This is a genomic window from Rhodoferax sp. BAB1 (genome assembly GCF_013334205.1).
Taxonomy (GTDB): Bacteria; Pseudomonadota; Gammaproteobacteria; order Burkholderiales; family Burkholderiaceae_C; genus Hylemonella.
This window is the reverse complement of record NZ_CP054424.1, coordinates 3132049-3146915: the sequence shown is the minus strand read 5'-3', so window position 1 is coordinate 3146915 and position 14867 is coordinate 3132049. Positions and strand designations below refer to the sequence as shown.

Genomic DNA, 14867 nt, shown 5'->3' with positions numbered 1-14867 from the left:
GTCACGCTTGTGCCAAGTCCCTGCAGACGGGCTACCGGGATGTGCACTAAATCACGCCCAGGTGGCGAAGACTCAATGCACGTGGAGCGAGATGGTGGCCAGTTCGGCGTATTGCGCCAGGGTGTCTTCCACTTCTTCCTGCGTCGGTGTCGAGCGCTGCCATTCGCTCAGGCGCTGCTGGAACAGTTCGGCCCAGGAGCCGTCCAGGTAGATGCCCTTGCCGACGCGCTTGTCCACGATCTCGAAGCCGTGGCGCAGGAGCGCAGGTTGCGCGGCTTCGTCGACGGCCTCACCTTCCGCTGTGGCCAGCAGGTGGTTCACGATGAAGTCGTCCGAGTTGTAGAGGGTGTTCATGGCGTACAGGAGAAGAGGTTCCTGCGTCCCAGTTGGCGCTGGCCAGGCCGAATTCAAGGGCCGGGACGGCCTTTCAGGGCTTTTGGCTGCCACGCCACTGCTGGTCGATGTAGTCGCCATTGGGCTGCGTCAGGCGGATGCGGGCCGGCAGCCAGCCCAGGCCGGGCGCGAGCCAGAGTTCGACATTCAGGTCATCGGGGTGGCGCAGCAGGCGCGTGAGCCTGAGCGTGGCCTGCTCGCCGCCGGGCAGGTTCAGCGTTTCCTCGCCGTTGACCACGAAGTGCCAGGTGTCCGCCCCCTTGGTGCCCACGGTCTGCAGCGCCAGCTCGGTGCCGCGCGGGTAGTTCGCGGGGTTCGCTGCCAGCTGGCTGGCCAGCTGCACGAAGACGCTGAGCTGGTCCTGCGCCCCCTTGAGCAGCGGGGTGGAGGGAGAGCCATCGCTGAAGCGGGCCTGGGCCTGCTCATGGTCAAACTCGACCACGCGTTCCTGGCGTGACTTGTCTTCAAAGCGTTGTGCCTGCAGTCCGTCCGGCGTGATGCGTCCACGGCTGCTCTGTACCCTCGACCCCAGCAGAAAGGCGCCGACTTCCATGCGGGCTTCATAGTCGTCGCCATCATGGGCCCAGAGCAGTTCACCGCTGGCGTGGTAGCGCATGTTGCGTACTTCGCCCGAGATGGTGTAGCTGAGCCTTTGCGAGCCGGGGATGGCGACCAGCGCTGCGGGCGGCAGGGGCAGGGCGCTCGCCTCTGCCGGGCTTGCGCTTTCCAGCTCGGACGCAGGCTCGGGCAGTGGCGGCTCCGGGGGGGTGATTTCGGCGACCGGCTCAGGCGTGGTGTCCGGCGGCGGGCTCTCCGGGACCGGCATGGGCGGTGGCGGTGTGGGGCGCGACGCACGGGGGCCTGCGCGGCGCTGGGGGGCGGCGTGGCGGCAGGCGGCTGGGCCGGTGCCATGGTGTAGAGGATGGGGCGCACGATGGTCGAGACATGAGCCCCGGGCCGTGGCCCGAAGAGCCAGAGCAGGAGCAGGTGCAGGGCGGCCGCCAGCAGGGCGCTCAGCAGCAGCCGGCGCCAGGGATGGGGCGGTGGCCAGTTTCTGTCCTGCAGGGTCATCCCGTATGGCCCAGTTCGTGCGAGAGCTGGCGGGCCGCCTGGCCCAGGGCCGTGGCCACCGCGCCGTTCCAGGCGGTGTCGACCGTGGCCACCGAGCCCATGGCCACGATGCCCAGCACCATGTGGCCGTCGAAGTCGAACACCGGCGCGCAGAAACCGGCGATGCCCGGCAGCAGGGTGTCGACCACCCGCGCCATGCCATGCGCACGCACGTCCTTGAGCAGCTGGCTCAGTTCGGCCTGCTTGCGTGGCAGGTCGGTGCGGCCCAGCTGCCGTGCGCGCGCGAGTTCGGTGCGCAGCAGCGGGGCGATGGCCTCGCGCGAGACGTGGGCCGCAAAACAGCGCCCCGTGGCCGAAGACAGCAGGGGCATGACGTCACCCAGGCGCAGGTTCACGGTGACCGACTGCGGTGACTCTTCCCAGTGCACGATGGTCGGGCCGTGGTTGCCCCAGACGGCGATGGCCAGGGTGTGGCCGATGTGCTGCATCAGCGCCGGCAGGCGTTCGCGCGCCAGCTTCACGGCGTCCAGCCGCGTGATGGCGGCCAGGCCCATGCGCAGCGCGGCCGGGCCCAGGTCGTAGCGCGCGCTGGCCGTGTCCTGGCTCACCAGGCCCAGGCGCTGGAAGCTCACCAGGTAACGGTGCGCCTTGGCCGCGCTCATGCCGGCGGCGGCGGCCAGGTCGCGCAGCATCAGCGGGCCACTGGCGCGGGCCAGCGCGTCGACCAGGGCAAAGCCCACCTCGACCGACTGGATGCCTGCGCGTGTCTTGTCCATGATGTAATTGGAAGCTCGCCCGTTCCGATGGGCCGAACCAGTTTAACGATACGTCATCCGAGAACCATCGATGAAGCTTGCTACCTACAAAGACGGTTCGCGCGACGGCCAGCTGGTCGTCGTTTCGCGCGACCTGAGCACGGCGCATTATGCGACCGGCATCGCCCATCACCTGCAGCAGGTGCTGGACGACTGGAACTTCCTCTCGCCGCAGCTGCAGGATCTTTACGTCACGCTCAACCAGGGCAAGGCGCGCCATGCCTTCCCCTTCGATCCGGCCCTGTGCATGGCGCCGCTGCCACGTGCCTACCAGTGGGCCGACGGCTCGGCCTACATCAACCACGTGGAACTGGTGCGCCTGGCGCGCGGCTCGGAAGTGCCGGCCAACTACTACACCGAGCCGCTGATGTACCAGGGCGGCAGCGACGACTTCCTGGGTCCGCGCGACGACGTGGTCTGTGTCAGCGAAGACCACGGCATCGACTTCGAGGCCGAGGTGGCCGTGGTCACCGCCGACGTGCCCATGGGCGCCACGCCCGAGCAGGCGCTGGACGGCATCCGTCTGGTCATGATCGCCAACGACGTCAGCCTGCGCCACCTGATTCCCGACGAGCTGGCCAAGAACTTCGGTTTCCTGCAGAGCAAGCCCGCCACCGCCTTCGGCCCCGTGGCCGTCACACTGGATGAGCTGGGGGATGCGTGGCAGGGTGGCAAGCTGCACCTCACCCTGCAGAGCGCCTGGAACGGCCGCACGGTCGGCATGTGCGAAGCCGGCGAGGAGATGACCTTCCACTTCGGGCAGTTGATCGCCCACCTGTGCAAGACGCGCAATGTGCGCGCCGGCAGCATCATCGGCTCGGGCACGGTGAGCAACCGCGCCACCGAAGTGAACGGCAAGAAGGAATGGAGCAAGGGCTACAGCTGCATCGCCGAGAAACGCGCCATCGAGACCATCCAGGACGGCCAGCCCGCCACCGACTACATGAAGTTCGGCGACACCATCCGCATCGAGATGAAGGGGCGCGACGGCCAGTCGGTCTTCGGCGCCATCGAACAGAAGATCGTGCCTTTGGCCAGGTAAGCGCCAAGGCGCTACTGATCTGAAGCGAGAACGGCCTGCCAGAAGTCTTCCGCCGCCGTACCCAGCGGACCGCGGTCGCGATAGAGGCGTACCTCCAACTCGATGAACCCTTCGGGAGGTGCTGCCTCAAGCAGGCGCCCTTGCTGAAGGTCTTCTGCGACCAAGGTTCTGGGCAGCCATGCCAGTCCGCGGCCGTCCAGCGCCATGGTTCGCAGCACGGAGGCCAGGTGGGCCGTGAAGACGCTTTGGGCCAAGTGACGGTCGAGGGCCGCACCGTGAACCTCACGAAGGATACGGCCCAGCCCGGACTCTGCGCTGTAGCTTAGAACGTGGGCAGGGGTTTCGCCAGCTTCGCCAAAAAGAGAATGTCGCGGTTTTCCTTCTGCATCTGGTGCCGATACGGGAACGAGCACGTCGGTCCCAACGCGTGCGCAGGGATAACTGTGCGTCTGAAGCTCACTGGTGGATAGCGGGTGCGCATGACAAAGCACGAACTGCACATCCCCCTGGAGCAGCTGTGACTCGCAGCGCGCCAGTACATCGGAGACCAGGCTGATGGGGCCCACCGAGTGGCGTGTTTCCAGTCCGCGCAGCCAACCGGGCATGAAGGTGAAAGAGAGGGCGTGCGTGGCCGCGAAACGCAGGGTGGTCGCGTGAGCATCAGCGACCGCACGCGCTTCGCCGGGGATGCGCAAGGCGCGTGAGGTCAGATCTTGCGCCACACCCTGGAACCATACGCCCGCGGGGGTCAGCCTGGCCGGCTGGCTGCTGCGGTCAAACAGATCCGTCCCGAGCCACTCCTCCAGCGCACGAATCCTGCGGCTGAAAGCCGGTTGCGTCATGTGCCGCTCTTCGGCTGCCCGCGAAAAATTCCCGCTGTCCGCCAGCGCGCGAAAGTCATCCAGCCATGAAAAATTCATTGAAATCATGGGGCGGTGCTTTCAAAGCATGGAAGTCAAAAAAAACAGCATTGGTCTAGCGATCCCCTTCTGATGACAATTTGCTTGTCCACCAACACCTCAGAAGTGAGCGCCATGAAAATCGTAGACATCCGTGAAATCACCCTGCCGATCAGCTCCCCCATCCGCAACGCCTACATCGACTTCAGCAAGATGACGCTGAGCCTGGTGGCGGTCATCACCGATGTCATTCGTGATGGTAAACCAGTGATCGGCTACGGCTTCAACTCCAACGGCCGCTACGGGCAGGGCAAGTTGATGCGTGAGCGCTTCATCCCGCGTGTGCTTGAAGCCAGGCCGGATGCCCTGATGGATGACAGTGGCAAGAATCTGGATCCGCACAAGGTATGGAACACCATGTTCACCAACGAAAAGCCCGGCGGCCATGGTGAGCGCTCGGTCGCCATTGGCACCATCGACATGGCGGTGTGGGACGCCGTGGCCAAGATCGAAGGCAAGCCGCTCTTCCAGCTTCTTGCCGACCGCTACGGCAACGGCAAGCCGAACCGGAAAATCTTCGTGTATGCCGCCGGTGGTTATTACTACCCCGGGCAGGACCACGGCAAGCTGAAAGATGAGATGCGCAGCTACATCGACCGCGGCTACACCGTGGTGAAGAAGAAGATCGGCGGCGCCTCGCTGGACGAGGATCTGCGTCGTATCGACTCGATCCTGAGCGTGCTGCAGGACGGACAGAAGCTTTGCGTGGATGCCAACGGCCGCTTCGACCTGGACACCGCCATCCAGTACGCCAAGGCCCTGTCCCGGTACGACCTCTTCTGGTACGAAGAGGCGGGCGACCCGCTGGACTTCGAATTGCAGGCCACGCTGCGCAACTATTACAAGAACCCGATGGCGACCGGCGAAAACCTGTTCTCCATGCAGGATGCGCGCAACCTGATCCGTTATGGCGGCATGCGCCCCGACCGTGACTGGCTGCAATTCGATTGCGCACTGAGCTACGGCCTCGTCGAATACCTGCGCACCCTCGACATGCTCAAGGAGCACGGCTGGTCGCCCAGCCGCTGCATCCCGCACGGGGGACACCAGATGTCACTGAACATCGCCGCCGGCCTGGGCTTGGGCGGCAATGAGTCCTACCCGGACCTGTTCCAGCCCTTCGGCGGTTTCCCCGATGGCGTGAAGGTGGTCGACGGCCATGTGACCCTGCCCGATCTGCCGGGCATCGGCTTCGAGGGCAAGGCCGATCTGTACAGCCATATGCAGGCACTCTCTGCCTGATCCCGCCCGGGCGCAGGCGGGGTGCCGGCGCAGGACTCAGGCCTGGCCGTTCATCTTGTCGTGTTTCAGGAAATACTGCTTGGCCATGGCCACCAGCTGGCCGTCGCTCGGGTGGTCGCTGGTCACGACGCCGACGATGGCCTGGTCGATGGCCTTGTCGTGGCGTGCGCAATGCGCCTTGAACTCGTCCTTGGCCTGGGCCGGACCGGTCACCAGGATCTCGTGCACGCCCTTGAGGGCCTCGGCGATCGAGTGGTAGTAGGTCTCGTCGTGCGAGGCGTGGCCGCCCGCAGGGCTGTGGTGACCGCTGGCGCTGTCGCCGCGCCCTGAACCCTGGTGCGAGCCGGTGTGGCCGCCGGTGGCCTTGTGGTGGCTGCGCGATTTGATCTTCTGCGCGGCAATGTGCTCGCGATCGAACAGGATGACGTGGGCTTCGGAGCGGTCGAGCCAGACGATGGCGTGAAAGGTAGGCATGGTGGGTTCTTTCTCGGGGTCGTGAAAAGGTGAAGGGCGCGCGTTTCAGGCGCGCCGGCTGTGTTCCAGTTTGTCCTGGCAGGCGATGCAGCGCGGCGTCTCGGGCGCCGCGTGCAGGCGCGCGGCCGGGATGTCGGTGCCGCAATCGGTGCACACGCCATAGGTTCCGGCCTCGATGCGCTTGAGGGCGGCGTCCACGGCGTCGAGTTCGGCGCTCTCGCGGGCATCGAGCGTGAACTCCAGCTCGCGTTCGGTTTCCAGCTGGGCGCGTGAATCTTCCTTCTGCCCGCCGAAGTGCTCGGCCGAGGCCTGCGCGCGGCCGACGTTGCCGCCGCGCAGGCTGGCCAGCTGGGCCAGCAGGGTGCTGCGCTGTTGCAGCAATTGCTGCTTGAAGGGGGCGGTGATCTGGGTGCTCATGTCGGTCTCTCCATCAGGTATGGGTCCATCATGCGCTTGCACTCTGCGCCCGTCTTTGACACAGGTCAAGGCCGGTGCCGGCTGCGGTCCGGGCCGCGTGGGGGATAATGCGGAACCATGCAGACCCTGCGCCACGCCCGTTTCCTCGCCCGCCTCGTGCTGGTGTGGTTTGCGCTCGCGCTGGGTGTGGCCATCGCCTCGCCCCTGGTGAACCCGCAGTCCATCGAACTGGTCTGCGCCAGCGGCGGCGCCATGAAGCTGATCGTCAAGAGCGATGACGGCAGCCAGTCCACGTCCAGCCACACGCTGGATTGCCCCCTGTGTGCCACGACCGGTGCGCCACCACCCCTGGCCCAGTTGCCGCTGTCCCTGCCCTCGGCCCTGGCGCAGGCCTTGCGCCCTCTCACCGCGGCCCACATCGCCAGCCGCACCGCCGCGCCGCTGCCACCGCGCGGCCCGCCCGCACTCTCCTGAAATAGCAAGCTTGTGGTGCCTGATGCCCGCCTTTGCGCGGCAGCAGGCCGTCTCTGGTTTTTCAGGAGCAGGAATTGGCTTACTCCCTATGGGCCCGGGCCTCTTGGCCGGTGGCCGCGCTGTCACTGGTGCTCATGTTGCTGGTTTCCGGCTGTCAGCGCGCGGATGACGCCGCGCCATCGGCCAGTTTTCGCGGCATGGACATCACGGGTGCCAGCTACGGCCGTGATCTCCGTCTGCGCGATCCCGATGGGCGGGAACGCACGCTGGCCGATTTCCGGGGCAAGGCGGTGCTGCTGTACTTCGGTTTCACCCAGTGCCCCGACGTCTGCCCCACGGCCCTGAGCCGGGCGGTCGAGGCCAGGCGGCTGCTGGGTCCGGAAGGCGAGCGCCTGCAGGTGATTTTCGTCACCCTCGATCCCGAGCGCGACGCGGCTACTGTGCTGCGGGACTACACCGCCGCCTTCGACCCGACCTTTCTCGGCCTGTCTGGCGACCCGCAAGCCACACGCGGGACGGCCGACGACTTCAAGGTCTATTACAGGAAGGTGCCAACCGGCGGCTCCTACACCATGGACCACTCGACCCTGTCCTATGCCTTCGATCCGCAGGGGCGACTGCGCCTGGCCTTGCGCCACGAGCAGAACGCCCTGGACTACGCCCACGACCTGCGCCTGCTGCTGCAGGGCCGGTAATCCAGTGACCCATTTCGCGCCTTATCAATTTTTCAACGACATCACCATGAAATACCTCTCCACTCTCTTTTTCGTGCTGGCCCTGTCCATCGGCAGTGCACTTGCCCCAGCCTGGGCCGGCGACACCGACCCGCTCTTCATCAACCTCACCACCGATGAGCCGCACAGCGCCAGCATGGCCATGACCTTCGGCCTGCACCAGCATGAAAACGGCCATCCCCTGACGATCTTCCTCAATGACAAATCGGTGCTGATCGGCGCCAGCAGCCAGGCCGGCAAATTCGCCGCCCAGCAGAGGATGCTGGCCGAACTCATGAACAAAGGGGCCGTGGTGCTGGTCTGCCCCATGTGCATGAAGCACTACGGCGTGGCCGAGGCCGATCTGCTGCCGGGCCTGCAGGTCAGCAACCGAAAACTCTCGGGCGACGCCCTGTTCCGCGACAACACCCGGTCGATCAGCTGGTAAGCCGCGACCGATCAATTTCTCTCCCACCCTGAAAGGAACTCACCATGAAACGTTATGCCCTCACCCTCGCCGGCCTCGCGCTGGCCCTCGCCGCCCAGGCCCAGGTCTCCGTCAAGGAGCCCTGGGTGCGCGCCACCGTCTCGCAGCAGAAGGCCACCGGCGCCTTCATGCAGATCGTCTCGGCCAAGGACGCCAAACTCGTCCAGGCCAGCTCACCGGTGGCGGGCATCGTCGAGATCCATGAAATGACCATGGCCCAGGACGTCATGAAGATGCGCGCCATTCCCGGGCTCGACCTGCCGGCCGGCAAGGCCGTGGAGCTCAAGCCGGGCGGTTACCACGTCATGCTCCTGGACCTCAAGGCCCAGGTCAAGGAGGGCGACGTGGTGCCGCTGAACCTGGTGATCGAAGGCCGCGACGGCAAGCGCCAGACGCTCGAACTCAAGGTTCCGGCCCGCGCGCTGGCCACGCCCGCCGCGGGCGCCCAGGGGCACGGCAACGGCATGAAACACTGAGCCGCCCCCGAGACACCGCGCCCGTTTTCCGATGGGGTCCGCACGCATCCGCCGCCATGTCGCCAGGCTCGCCCTGGCCGTCATGCTGCTGGGCGCGCTGGCGCCTGCCGTCTCGCACGCCCTGGCCTGGTCCCGGGCCGGGGCGGCCGCGCCCTCGCTGCTCGACATCTGCATGGGCGGCAAACCACGTGTTGCGGCCCTTGGCCTTGCGTCCATTGCCAGTCCGGTTGAATCGTCCGCAGCACAGCCCGTCAGCGGGCAGGCGCCCGTTGCGTTTCCGGATCACTGCCCTTTTTGCCTGCTTGTCGCTGAACGGCTGGGGCCGCCGCCCGCTGCTCTTGTGCACTTCTTCCATGCGGATCCCGCTTTGCCCCGGCCGGACACGCAGGCACTTTTCATCGTAACCCTGGTCACGTCCTCGCCACTGCCGCGAGGCCCGCCGCACTCTCTCCCGTCTGCCCCCTGAAGTCGCTGCGCACCACGCGCCCCTGCGGGCCGGTCGCGTTGCGCGCATGACAGACCGGCGCCCACAAGCACCGGCCAGGCGTGCTGCGATCCGCAGCAGCAGACCCATCACCCCAAGCGCCACCTGGTGTGTCGCTCCCCTGTATTGCCATGCGCAAACATCCAGCACCACCAGGTGCGGATGAATCGCGAACCTTTCATAAAACCATGAGCCCACAAAAATTCCGCACCCGCCGCGCGCTGGTGCAACTCACCTGGCTGACCCCTCTGGTCCTGGCGCACCAGGCGGCACAGAGCCAGGCCACGGCCACGCTGCCCGCCGTCACCGTCACGGCCAGCGAAACCCCCCAACTCGAACGTCCGACCTCCACCGGCTCCAATCTCGACCTCACGCTCCTGCAAACTCCCGCCAGCCTGGAGGTCATCAGCCGGGAACAGCTGGAAGCACGTGGTGATGCCACGCTGATCGACGCCATCACCCGCGCCACCGGCATCAGCAGCATGGGCCACCCGGGCAACAGCGGCAGCGCCCTGTCGGTGCGCGGTTTCACCGACTCCACCTCGGTCATGCGTCTGTACGACGGCACCCGCCAGTACGGCAACGTCTCCGTGAGCTTCCCCTTCGACACCTGGGCCATCGACCGCATCGAGGTGCTGCGCGGGCCGGCATCGGTCATTTATGGCGACGGCGCCATCGGCGCTGTCATCAACGTGATCCCCAAGAAGCCCGTTCGTGGCGCCATCCAGAGCGAAGTGCAGGCCACGGTCGGCACGGATGGCAAGCGGGCCCTGGCCTACGGCAGCGGCGGCAGCATCAACGAGATGCTTTCCTACCGCTTCGACGTCAGCGGCGACCGCTACGATGGCTGGGTGGACCGTGGCGATTCGCGCAACCGCACCCTCTCCGGCGCGGTACAGCTCGACGTCTCGCCCGATCTGCAGTTCAAGCTCAGCCACGCGCAAGGCAAGCAGAACCCCATGCGCTACGCCGGCATGCCCGCGATCAACGGCGAGCACCCGGAGGCGCTGCGCGAGAAAAACTACAACGTGCTGGACAGCGCCATCGAGTACCGCGACAAATGGACCGAACTCGGCGCCCAGTGGACACCCGACAGCAACACCCTGGTGCGCAGCAGGCTGTACCACATCCAGAGCGACCGCTACTGGCGTAACGTTGAAACCTTCACCTACAACACCGTCACCGGCCTGATCGACCGCACGGACAACACCGAGATCGCGCACGACCAGACCCAGGTGGGCAACGTCACCGATGCGGCCTTCACCGGCAAGCTCTTCGGCCTGCCCAACCGGGTCTCGGTCGGCTTCGATGTCAACACCAGCAAGTTCCAGCACAGCAACAACACCTACACCGGGACCACGACCTCGGTCGATCCCTACAACCCGGATCCGGGCTACTACAACAGTGCCATCCCCTTCATCCCGCGCTATCGCACCTACGCCGACCAGCACGCCGTCTTTGCCGAGGACCGGCTGGAGCTGAGCGACAAGCTGTCGGTGATCGGCGGCCTGCGCCATGACCAGGTCGCGCTCAAGCGCGACAACCTCGTCACCGGCACCCAGGACTTCAGCAAGACCTACACCAGCGTTGGCGGCCGCCTGGGCGCGGTCTACCTGGTGCAGCCCGACACCTCGCTTTACGCGCAGTACTCCCGGGCTGCGGATCCAGCGCGTGCCCTGCTGTTCATGAGCACTGCCAACAGCGTCTTCGACCTGACCATGGGCCGGCAGATCGAGGTGGGCATCAAGCAATCCATCCTGGACAAGAAGGGCGACTGGTCGCTGGCGCTCTACGACATCACGAAAAACAACCTGATGACCCGCGACAGCGCCAACCCCGCGCTGTGGATCCAGGTGGGCCAGCAGTCCACACAAGGCATCGAGGGCACGGTGTCGCTGCCGGTGACCCGCACGGTCCAGCTCGACGCCAACGTGGCGCTGCTGCGTGCGCAATACGATGACTTCACGGAATCGGTCAGCGGCGTCGCCGTGTCCCGCAACGGCAATACGCCCGCCAACGTGCCCGAGCGGCAGGCCAACCTCTGGCTGGGCTGGAAGGCCTTGCCGGAGTGGACGCTCTCGGGTGGCATGCGTTACGTCGGCACGCGTTACGCCAACAGCGCCAACACGATCGAACTGCCGTCCTACACCACCACCGACCTCGCCGTGCGCTGGCAGGTGAAACCTGCCACCACGCTGACCCTGCGCGGCTTCAACGTCTTCGACAAGTACTACTTCACCACCGCCTACTACAGCGGCACCCAGTGGCTGGTGGGCGAAGGACGACGTGCCGAGCTGACCCTGCACCACAGGTTCTGAGGGGGCACGGCTGATGTGGAGCACCGCACACGCCAGGCGCTTCGTCTACCTGTTCCACCGTTGGAGCGGCATCGGCTTTTGCCTGCTGATGCTGCTCTGGCTGGTGAGCGGGGTGGTGATGCTCTTTATCGGCTATCCCAAGCTGTTGCCGCAGGAGCGGCTGCAGGCGCTGCCCGTGCTGGAGGTTCCCGGCTGCTGTGTGCCTGCGGAGGTGGCACTGGCGCACAGCCGCGCCCCCGCGCAGCTGCAGGAACTCACGCTGACCCGCATTGGCGGCCAGCCGCGCTACCGCTTGCGCGAGGGGGATGGCACGCTGCGCCTGGTCGACGCCGGCACGGGCCGGCTGCTGCCGCCCGCCGACGAAGCCGTTGCCCTGGCCGGCGCCCGCGCCTTCCTGCCCGGCGCACCGGCGCGGCTGCTGGGCCAGGTGGAGGACGACCGCTGGACCCATGGGCGTGCCCTGGACGCGCACCGCCCGCTCTACCAGGTGCAGATGGACGATGCGCAGGCCACCCTGCTTTATGTCTCCTCGGCCACCGGCGAGGTGGTCCTGGATGCACCGCAGGCCCAGCGTTATTGGAACTTCGTCGGCGCCTGGCTGCACTGGCTCTACCTGTTGCGCGACGGTTCGCACGACCCCGTCTGGACCTGGCTGCTTATCATCCTGTCGGCGGCAGGCACGCTCAGCGTCGTCGCGGGTGCCTGCACGGGCCTGTGGCGCTGGCGTTTCCAGGGCCGCTACAAATCGGGCCGCCGCACGCCCTACCGCAGCCTGCCCATGCGCTGGCATCACGTGGCGGGCCTGTCCTTCGGGCTTATCCTGATCCTCTGGATGTTCAGCGGGCTCATGTCCATGAACCCGCTGGGCATCTTCAGTGCCGCGCACGGCCGGCCCGACCTGGCCGCCTACCGCCAGGGCACAGCCGGCTCGATGCAAGCCACATTGACCACGAACGAAGCGCTCGCCCTGCTGCGCGATGCCGGCTTCGCGACCAGCGAACTGGAATGGAAAGTCCTGGCAGCTTCACCCTATCTGCTGGCGCGCAGCGCCAGCGGGGACAGCCGGCTCATCGTGCGTTCGGACCAGATCTGGACGGTGCAGGAACGCTGGCCGGATGCGCAGCTCATCACCGCAGCTGCCAGCTTGAGACCGGCAGCCATCGTGTCGGTCGAAATCCTGCACGACTACGATGCCTACTATTACGAGCGCCAGGAGGCCTCCATGTACGCTGGCAATGCGCGCAGACTTCCAGTGATCAAGCTGGTGTTTGCGGATCCTGGCAAGACCTGCGTCTACCTCGATCCACGCAGCGGGGATCTGGTCCAGAGTGTGGACGGCGCTCAGCGTGCCGGACGCTGGCTCTTCAATTTTCTGCACAGCTGGGACCTGCCCTCGTGGTTGCGAGCCGGCGTGGCACGGGAAACGACGCTGATCCTGCTCAGTCTTGGTGGCCTCCTGATTGCTGCAAGCGGCATCTTCCTTGCCGTCAAACGGCTACTGCTCGCGACGCAACAGGCGAGGCAAAGACGATAGCTCTCGTGCTACAGGTCCTGCCCCCGGACATGGCCGGGCGCGGCATGCAGCACCGAGGCCCGGGAGAAGCACAGAACTTGCGAAGAAATCGTAGCGAGCGGGCCGAGCGCAAGGCGGACGGAGCACAGCCACCGGAACGTACTTCCTGTACGTGAGGATGGCGAGCACCGCCCAACGCGGCGATCGGGCCGCGCAGTAGATTTATTCGTAAGTTCTCAGCGCCCCAGCAGATTGCGCTGCACGTGCTGCAGGTGGCCGCGTGTGCATTCCAGCGCGCGCTCCAGGTCGCGCTCGCGCAGGGCGGCGACCAGCTGGCGGTGTTCCTGCTGGTAGGCCGCGCGCCGCTCGGGCGTGACGCTGCGGCGTTTGAGCATGCCCCATTCGCCCTGGGCGCGGGCCTGGTTCATGAGCTTGAAGACCTGGCCCACGAAGCTGTTGTGCGCGGCCTCGGCGATCACCTCGTGCAGCAGGCCGTCCCAGTGCTCGAAGTCTTCCAGCGTGTGTGCCGCTTCGGCGCGCTCGCAGCACTGGGCCATGCGCGCGAAATCGGCCGGCGTGGCATTGCGGATCACCATCTCCACGATGGCCGGCTCCAGCGCCATGCGCACCTCCATCAGCTCGGAGGGGCTGACCGCCGCCGCGACGGCGCTCGACTCCAGCGCCGGCAGCAGGGCGGCGATGCGCTCGCTCACATAGGTGCCGCTGCCCACCGTCTGCGTGATCAGGCCCGCCTCTTTCAGCTGTCCCAGCACCCGGCGCACGGCCGAGCGGCCCAGGCCGTACTCGGTGCACAGCGCGCGCTCGGTCGGGATGCGGTGGCCGGCACGCCAGATGCCGGACTTGAGTTTTTCCAGCAGGGTTTCACGCAGCAGGGCAGACGGGTCCATGGTCGGGATGGGGCAGGGTGGAGAGGATGGCCGCGATCATAGCAAACGCTAGACCAAATCGAACCAATAAAAAAGGTGCCTACGTATTTTCCACTGGACACAGAGGATAATCCGCCTTTTATAATTTTCACCAAGATCAACCAATAGCAACCAAAGAAGGTTGCTCTTAGCCCGCAGGAGTTCGCATGAAGATCGCACGTGTACAAAAAGACGGCCAGATCCACCTGGCCCTGGTCGATGAAGCCAAACAGGAAGTCGCCCTGGTCGGCGGCCCGCTGGCCCAGCACCCCAACCCGGTGCTTTACGTCATCCAGCTCGGCGTGAGCGCAGCGCAGCTGCAGGCCGCCGTGACGGCGCGCGTGCCCATGGCCCAGGTGAAATTCATGGCGCCGCTGTCGGCCTTCCTGCGCAACCCCTTCGCCGTCGGCAAGAACTACCACGAGCACGCCATGGAGTTCGACAAGAGCGGCTTCAACGCCACCACCGGCGGCGCCTCGGCCATCCCCGCCTATCCGCAGATCTTCACCAAGGCCACGCTCACGCTCAACGGCCCTACCGACCCCATCCAGTTCAACCCCAAGCACACCCAGTCGGTGGACTACGAGGGCGAGATCGGTGTCGTCATCGGCACCACCTGCCGCAACGTCAGCAAGGCTGACGCCATGAAGCAGGTCTGGGGTTTTGTGGCCACCAACGACGTCACCGCGCGCGACCTGCAGAAGAACCACGCCCAGTGGTTCCTGGGCAAGTCGCTCGACGGCTTCTGCCCCGTCGGCCCCTGGATCACCACCACCGACGAAGCCCCCACCGACATGACCATGCAGACCTGGGTCAACGGCGAGCAGCGCCAGAATGCCCACATCTCGCAGCTGATCTTCGACGTGCCCACCCTGATCGAGCAGATGAGCGCGGCCATGACCCTGCTGCCCGGTGACATCATCCTCACCGGCACCTCGGTGGGTGTGGGCATCGGCTTCACGCCGCCGAAGTTCCTCAAGCACGGTGATGTCGTGCGCGTGGCCATCAGCGGCCTGGGCGAACTCAACAATCCCGTGCAGGAAATCTGATTTCCTTCGGCCGA

At 66.0% G+C, this 14867-nt stretch carries 17 protein-coding genes; 10 read left to right on the top strand and 7 right to left on the bottom strand.

The window, feature by feature from the left end; translation table 11 throughout:
- Positions 1–72: 72 nt before the first annotated feature.
- The 3 genes from HTY51_RS15175 to HTY51_RS15165 form a co-directional block, all read right to left on the bottom strand.
- On the bottom strand, positions 73–354 hold the full coding sequence (locus HTY51_RS15175; protein WP_174253504.1) for a DUF3567 domain-containing protein: 282 nt from the start codon (positions 352–354) through the stop codon (positions 73–75).
- A gap of 73 nt (positions 355–427) precedes the next feature.
- Positions 428–1219 (bottom strand): DUF3108 domain-containing protein, encoded by a 792-nt coding sequence (locus HTY51_RS15170; protein WP_174253503.1) that lies wholly within the window; start codon positions 1217–1219, stop codon positions 428–430.
- Positions 1220–1460: 241 nt separating this feature from the next.
- Positions 1461–2240, bottom strand: a complete 780-nt coding sequence (locus HTY51_RS15165; protein WP_174253502.1) for an IclR family transcriptional regulator — start codon at positions 2238–2240, stop codon at positions 1461–1463.
- Positions 2241–2310: 70 nt separating this feature from the next.
- Between HTY51_RS15165 and HTY51_RS15160 the strand changes: the two genes are divergently transcribed.
- Positions 2311–3321 (top strand): fumarylacetoacetate hydrolase family protein, encoded by a 1011-nt coding sequence (locus HTY51_RS15160; protein WP_174253501.1) that lies wholly within the window; start codon positions 2311–2313, stop codon positions 3319–3321.
- 11 nt (positions 3322–3332) lie between these two features.
- Here the strand turns inward: HTY51_RS15160 and HTY51_RS15155 are convergent, their stop codons facing one another.
- Positions 3333–4250, bottom strand: a complete 918-nt coding sequence (locus HTY51_RS15155; RefSeq protein ID WP_371733840.1) for a LysR family transcriptional regulator — start codon at positions 4248–4250, stop codon at positions 3333–3335.
- A 105-nt stretch (positions 4251–4355) separates the two neighbouring features.
- On the opposite strand from HTY51_RS15155, the gene HTY51_RS15150 reads away from it, so the two are divergent.
- Positions 4356–5522 (top strand): mandelate racemase/muconate lactonizing enzyme family protein, encoded by a 1167-nt coding sequence (locus HTY51_RS15150; protein WP_174253500.1) that lies wholly within the window; start codon positions 4356–4358, stop codon positions 5520–5522.
- A 36-nt stretch (positions 5523–5558) separates the two neighbouring features.
- On the opposite strand, the gene HTY51_RS15145 is transcribed toward HTY51_RS15150, so the two are convergent.
- Positions 5559–5996 (bottom strand): hypothetical protein, encoded by a 438-nt coding sequence (locus HTY51_RS15145; protein WP_174253499.1) that lies wholly within the window; start codon positions 5994–5996, stop codon positions 5559–5561.
- Positions 5997–6041: 45 nt separating this feature from the next.
- Positions 6042–6413, bottom strand: coding sequence for a TraR/DksA family transcriptional regulator (locus tag HTY51_RS15140; protein ID WP_174253498.1), 372 nt, complete (start codon positions 6411–6413; stop codon positions 6042–6044).
- Between the two features lie 117 nt (positions 6414–6530).
- On the opposite strand from HTY51_RS15140, the gene HTY51_RS15135 reads away from it, so the two are divergent.
- The 7 genes from HTY51_RS15135 (at position 6531) to HTY51_RS15105 (ending at position 12899) form a co-directional block, all read left to right on the top strand.
- On the top strand, positions 6531–6887 hold the full coding sequence (locus tag HTY51_RS15135) for a DUF2946 family protein (protein ID WP_174253497.1): 357 nt from the start codon (positions 6531–6533) through the stop codon (positions 6885–6887).
- 134 nt (positions 6888–7021) lie between these two features.
- A complete protein-coding gene (locus HTY51_RS15130; protein WP_174254308.1) occupies positions 7022–7582 on the top strand; it encodes an SCO family protein in 561 nt (186 codons plus the stop codon).
- A gap of 46 nt (positions 7583–7628) precedes the next feature.
- Positions 7629–8048 (top strand): DsrE family protein, encoded by a 420-nt coding sequence (locus HTY51_RS15125; RefSeq protein ID WP_174253496.1) that lies wholly within the window; start codon positions 7629–7631, stop codon positions 8046–8048.
- A 44-nt stretch (positions 8049–8092) separates the two neighbouring features.
- Positions 8093–8563 (top strand): copper chaperone PCu(A)C, encoded by a 471-nt coding sequence (locus HTY51_RS15120; protein WP_174253495.1) that lies wholly within the window; start codon positions 8093–8095, stop codon positions 8561–8563.
- A 31-nt stretch (positions 8564–8594) separates the two neighbouring features.
- Entirely contained in the window at positions 8595–9029 is a 435-nt protein-coding gene (locus HTY51_RS18850; protein ID WP_174253494.1) for a DUF2946 family protein, read from the top strand.
- A gap of 206 nt (positions 9030–9235) precedes the next feature.
- On the top strand, positions 9236–11365 hold the full coding sequence (locus HTY51_RS15110) for a TonB-dependent siderophore receptor (protein WP_174253493.1): 2130 nt from the start codon (positions 9236–9238) through the stop codon (positions 11363–11365).
- A 13-nt stretch (positions 11366–11378) separates the two neighbouring features.
- Positions 11379–12899 carry a PepSY domain-containing protein gene (locus HTY51_RS15105; RefSeq protein WP_174253492.1) on the top strand — a complete coding sequence of 507 codons (1521 nt, stop codon included), beginning with the start codon at positions 11379–11381 and terminating at the stop codon, positions 12897–12899.
- A 215-nt stretch (positions 12900–13114) separates the two neighbouring features.
- On the opposite strand, the gene HTY51_RS15100 is transcribed toward HTY51_RS15105, so the two are convergent.
- Positions 13115–13786 carry a FadR/GntR family transcriptional regulator gene (locus HTY51_RS15100; protein WP_174253491.1) on the bottom strand — a complete coding sequence of 224 codons (672 nt, stop codon included), beginning with the start codon at positions 13784–13786 and terminating at the stop codon, positions 13115–13117.
- Positions 13787–13971: 185 nt separating this feature from the next.
- Here HTY51_RS15100 and HTY51_RS15095 point away from each other — a divergent pair, with 185 nt between their 5' ends.
- Positions 13972–14853, top strand: a complete 882-nt coding sequence (locus HTY51_RS15095) for a fumarylacetoacetate hydrolase family protein (RefSeq protein ID WP_254606901.1) — start codon at positions 13972–13974, stop codon at positions 14851–14853.
- Positions 14854–14867: the final 14 nt, after the last annotated feature.

What these genes read in the sequence shown, in the direction of transcription:
- HTY51_RS15175 (WP_174253504.1), bottom strand. Translation starts at nt 354, where the DNA reads ATGAACACCCTCTACAACTCGGACGACTTCATCGTGAACCACCTGCTG.
- HTY51_RS15170 (WP_174253503.1), bottom strand. Translation starts at nt 1,219, where the DNA reads ATGCCGGTCCCGGAGAGCCCGCCGCCGGACACCACGCCTGAGCCGGTC.
- HTY51_RS15165 (WP_174253502.1), bottom strand. Translation starts at nt 2,240, where the DNA reads ATGGACAAGACACGCGCAGGCATCCAGTCGGTCGAGGTGGGCTTTGCC.
- HTY51_RS15160 (WP_174253501.1), top strand. Translation starts at nt 2,311, where the DNA reads ATGAAGCTTGCTACCTACAAAGACGGTTCGCGCGACGGCCAGCTGGTC.
- HTY51_RS15155 (WP_371733840.1), bottom strand. Translation starts at nt 4,250, where the DNA reads ATGATTTCAATGAATTTTTCATGGCTGGATGACTTTCGCGCGCTGGCG.
- HTY51_RS15150 (WP_174253500.1), top strand. Translation starts at nt 4,356, where the DNA reads ATGAAAATCGTAGACATCCGTGAAATCACCCTGCCGATCAGCTCCCCC.
- HTY51_RS15145 (WP_174253499.1), bottom strand. Translation starts at nt 5,996, where the DNA reads ATGCCTACCTTTCACGCCATCGTCTGGCTCGACCGCTCCGAAGCCCAC.
- HTY51_RS15140 (WP_174253498.1), bottom strand. Translation starts at nt 6,413, where the DNA reads ATGAGCACCCAGATCACCGCCCCCTTCAAGCAGCAATTGCTGCAACAG.
- HTY51_RS15135 (WP_174253497.1), top strand. Translation starts at nt 6,531, where the DNA reads ATGCAGACCCTGCGCCACGCCCGTTTCCTCGCCCGCCTCGTGCTGGTG.
- HTY51_RS15130 (WP_174254308.1), top strand. Translation starts at nt 7,022, where the DNA reads ATGTTGCTGGTTTCCGGCTGTCAGCGCGCGGATGACGCCGCGCCATCG.
- HTY51_RS15125 (WP_174253496.1), top strand. Translation starts at nt 7,629, where the DNA reads ATGAAATACCTCTCCACTCTCTTTTTCGTGCTGGCCCTGTCCATCGGC.
- HTY51_RS15120 (WP_174253495.1), top strand. Translation starts at nt 8,093, where the DNA reads ATGAAACGTTATGCCCTCACCCTCGCCGGCCTCGCGCTGGCCCTCGCC.
- HTY51_RS18850 (WP_174253494.1), top strand. Translation starts at nt 8,595, where the DNA reads ATGGGGTCCGCACGCATCCGCCGCCATGTCGCCAGGCTCGCCCTGGCC.
- HTY51_RS15110 (WP_174253493.1), top strand. Translation starts at nt 9,236, where the DNA reads ATGAGCCCACAAAAATTCCGCACCCGCCGCGCGCTGGTGCAACTCACC.
- HTY51_RS15105 (WP_174253492.1), top strand. Translation starts at nt 11,379, where the DNA reads ATGTGGAGCACCGCACACGCCAGGCGCTTCGTCTACCTGTTCCACCGT.
- HTY51_RS15100 (WP_174253491.1), bottom strand. Translation starts at nt 13,786, where the DNA reads ATGGACCCGTCTGCCCTGCTGCGTGAAACCCTGCTGGAAAAACTCAAG.
- HTY51_RS15095 (WP_254606901.1), top strand. Translation starts at nt 13,972, where the DNA reads ATGAAGATCGCACGTGTACAAAAAGACGGCCAGATCCACCTGGCCCTG.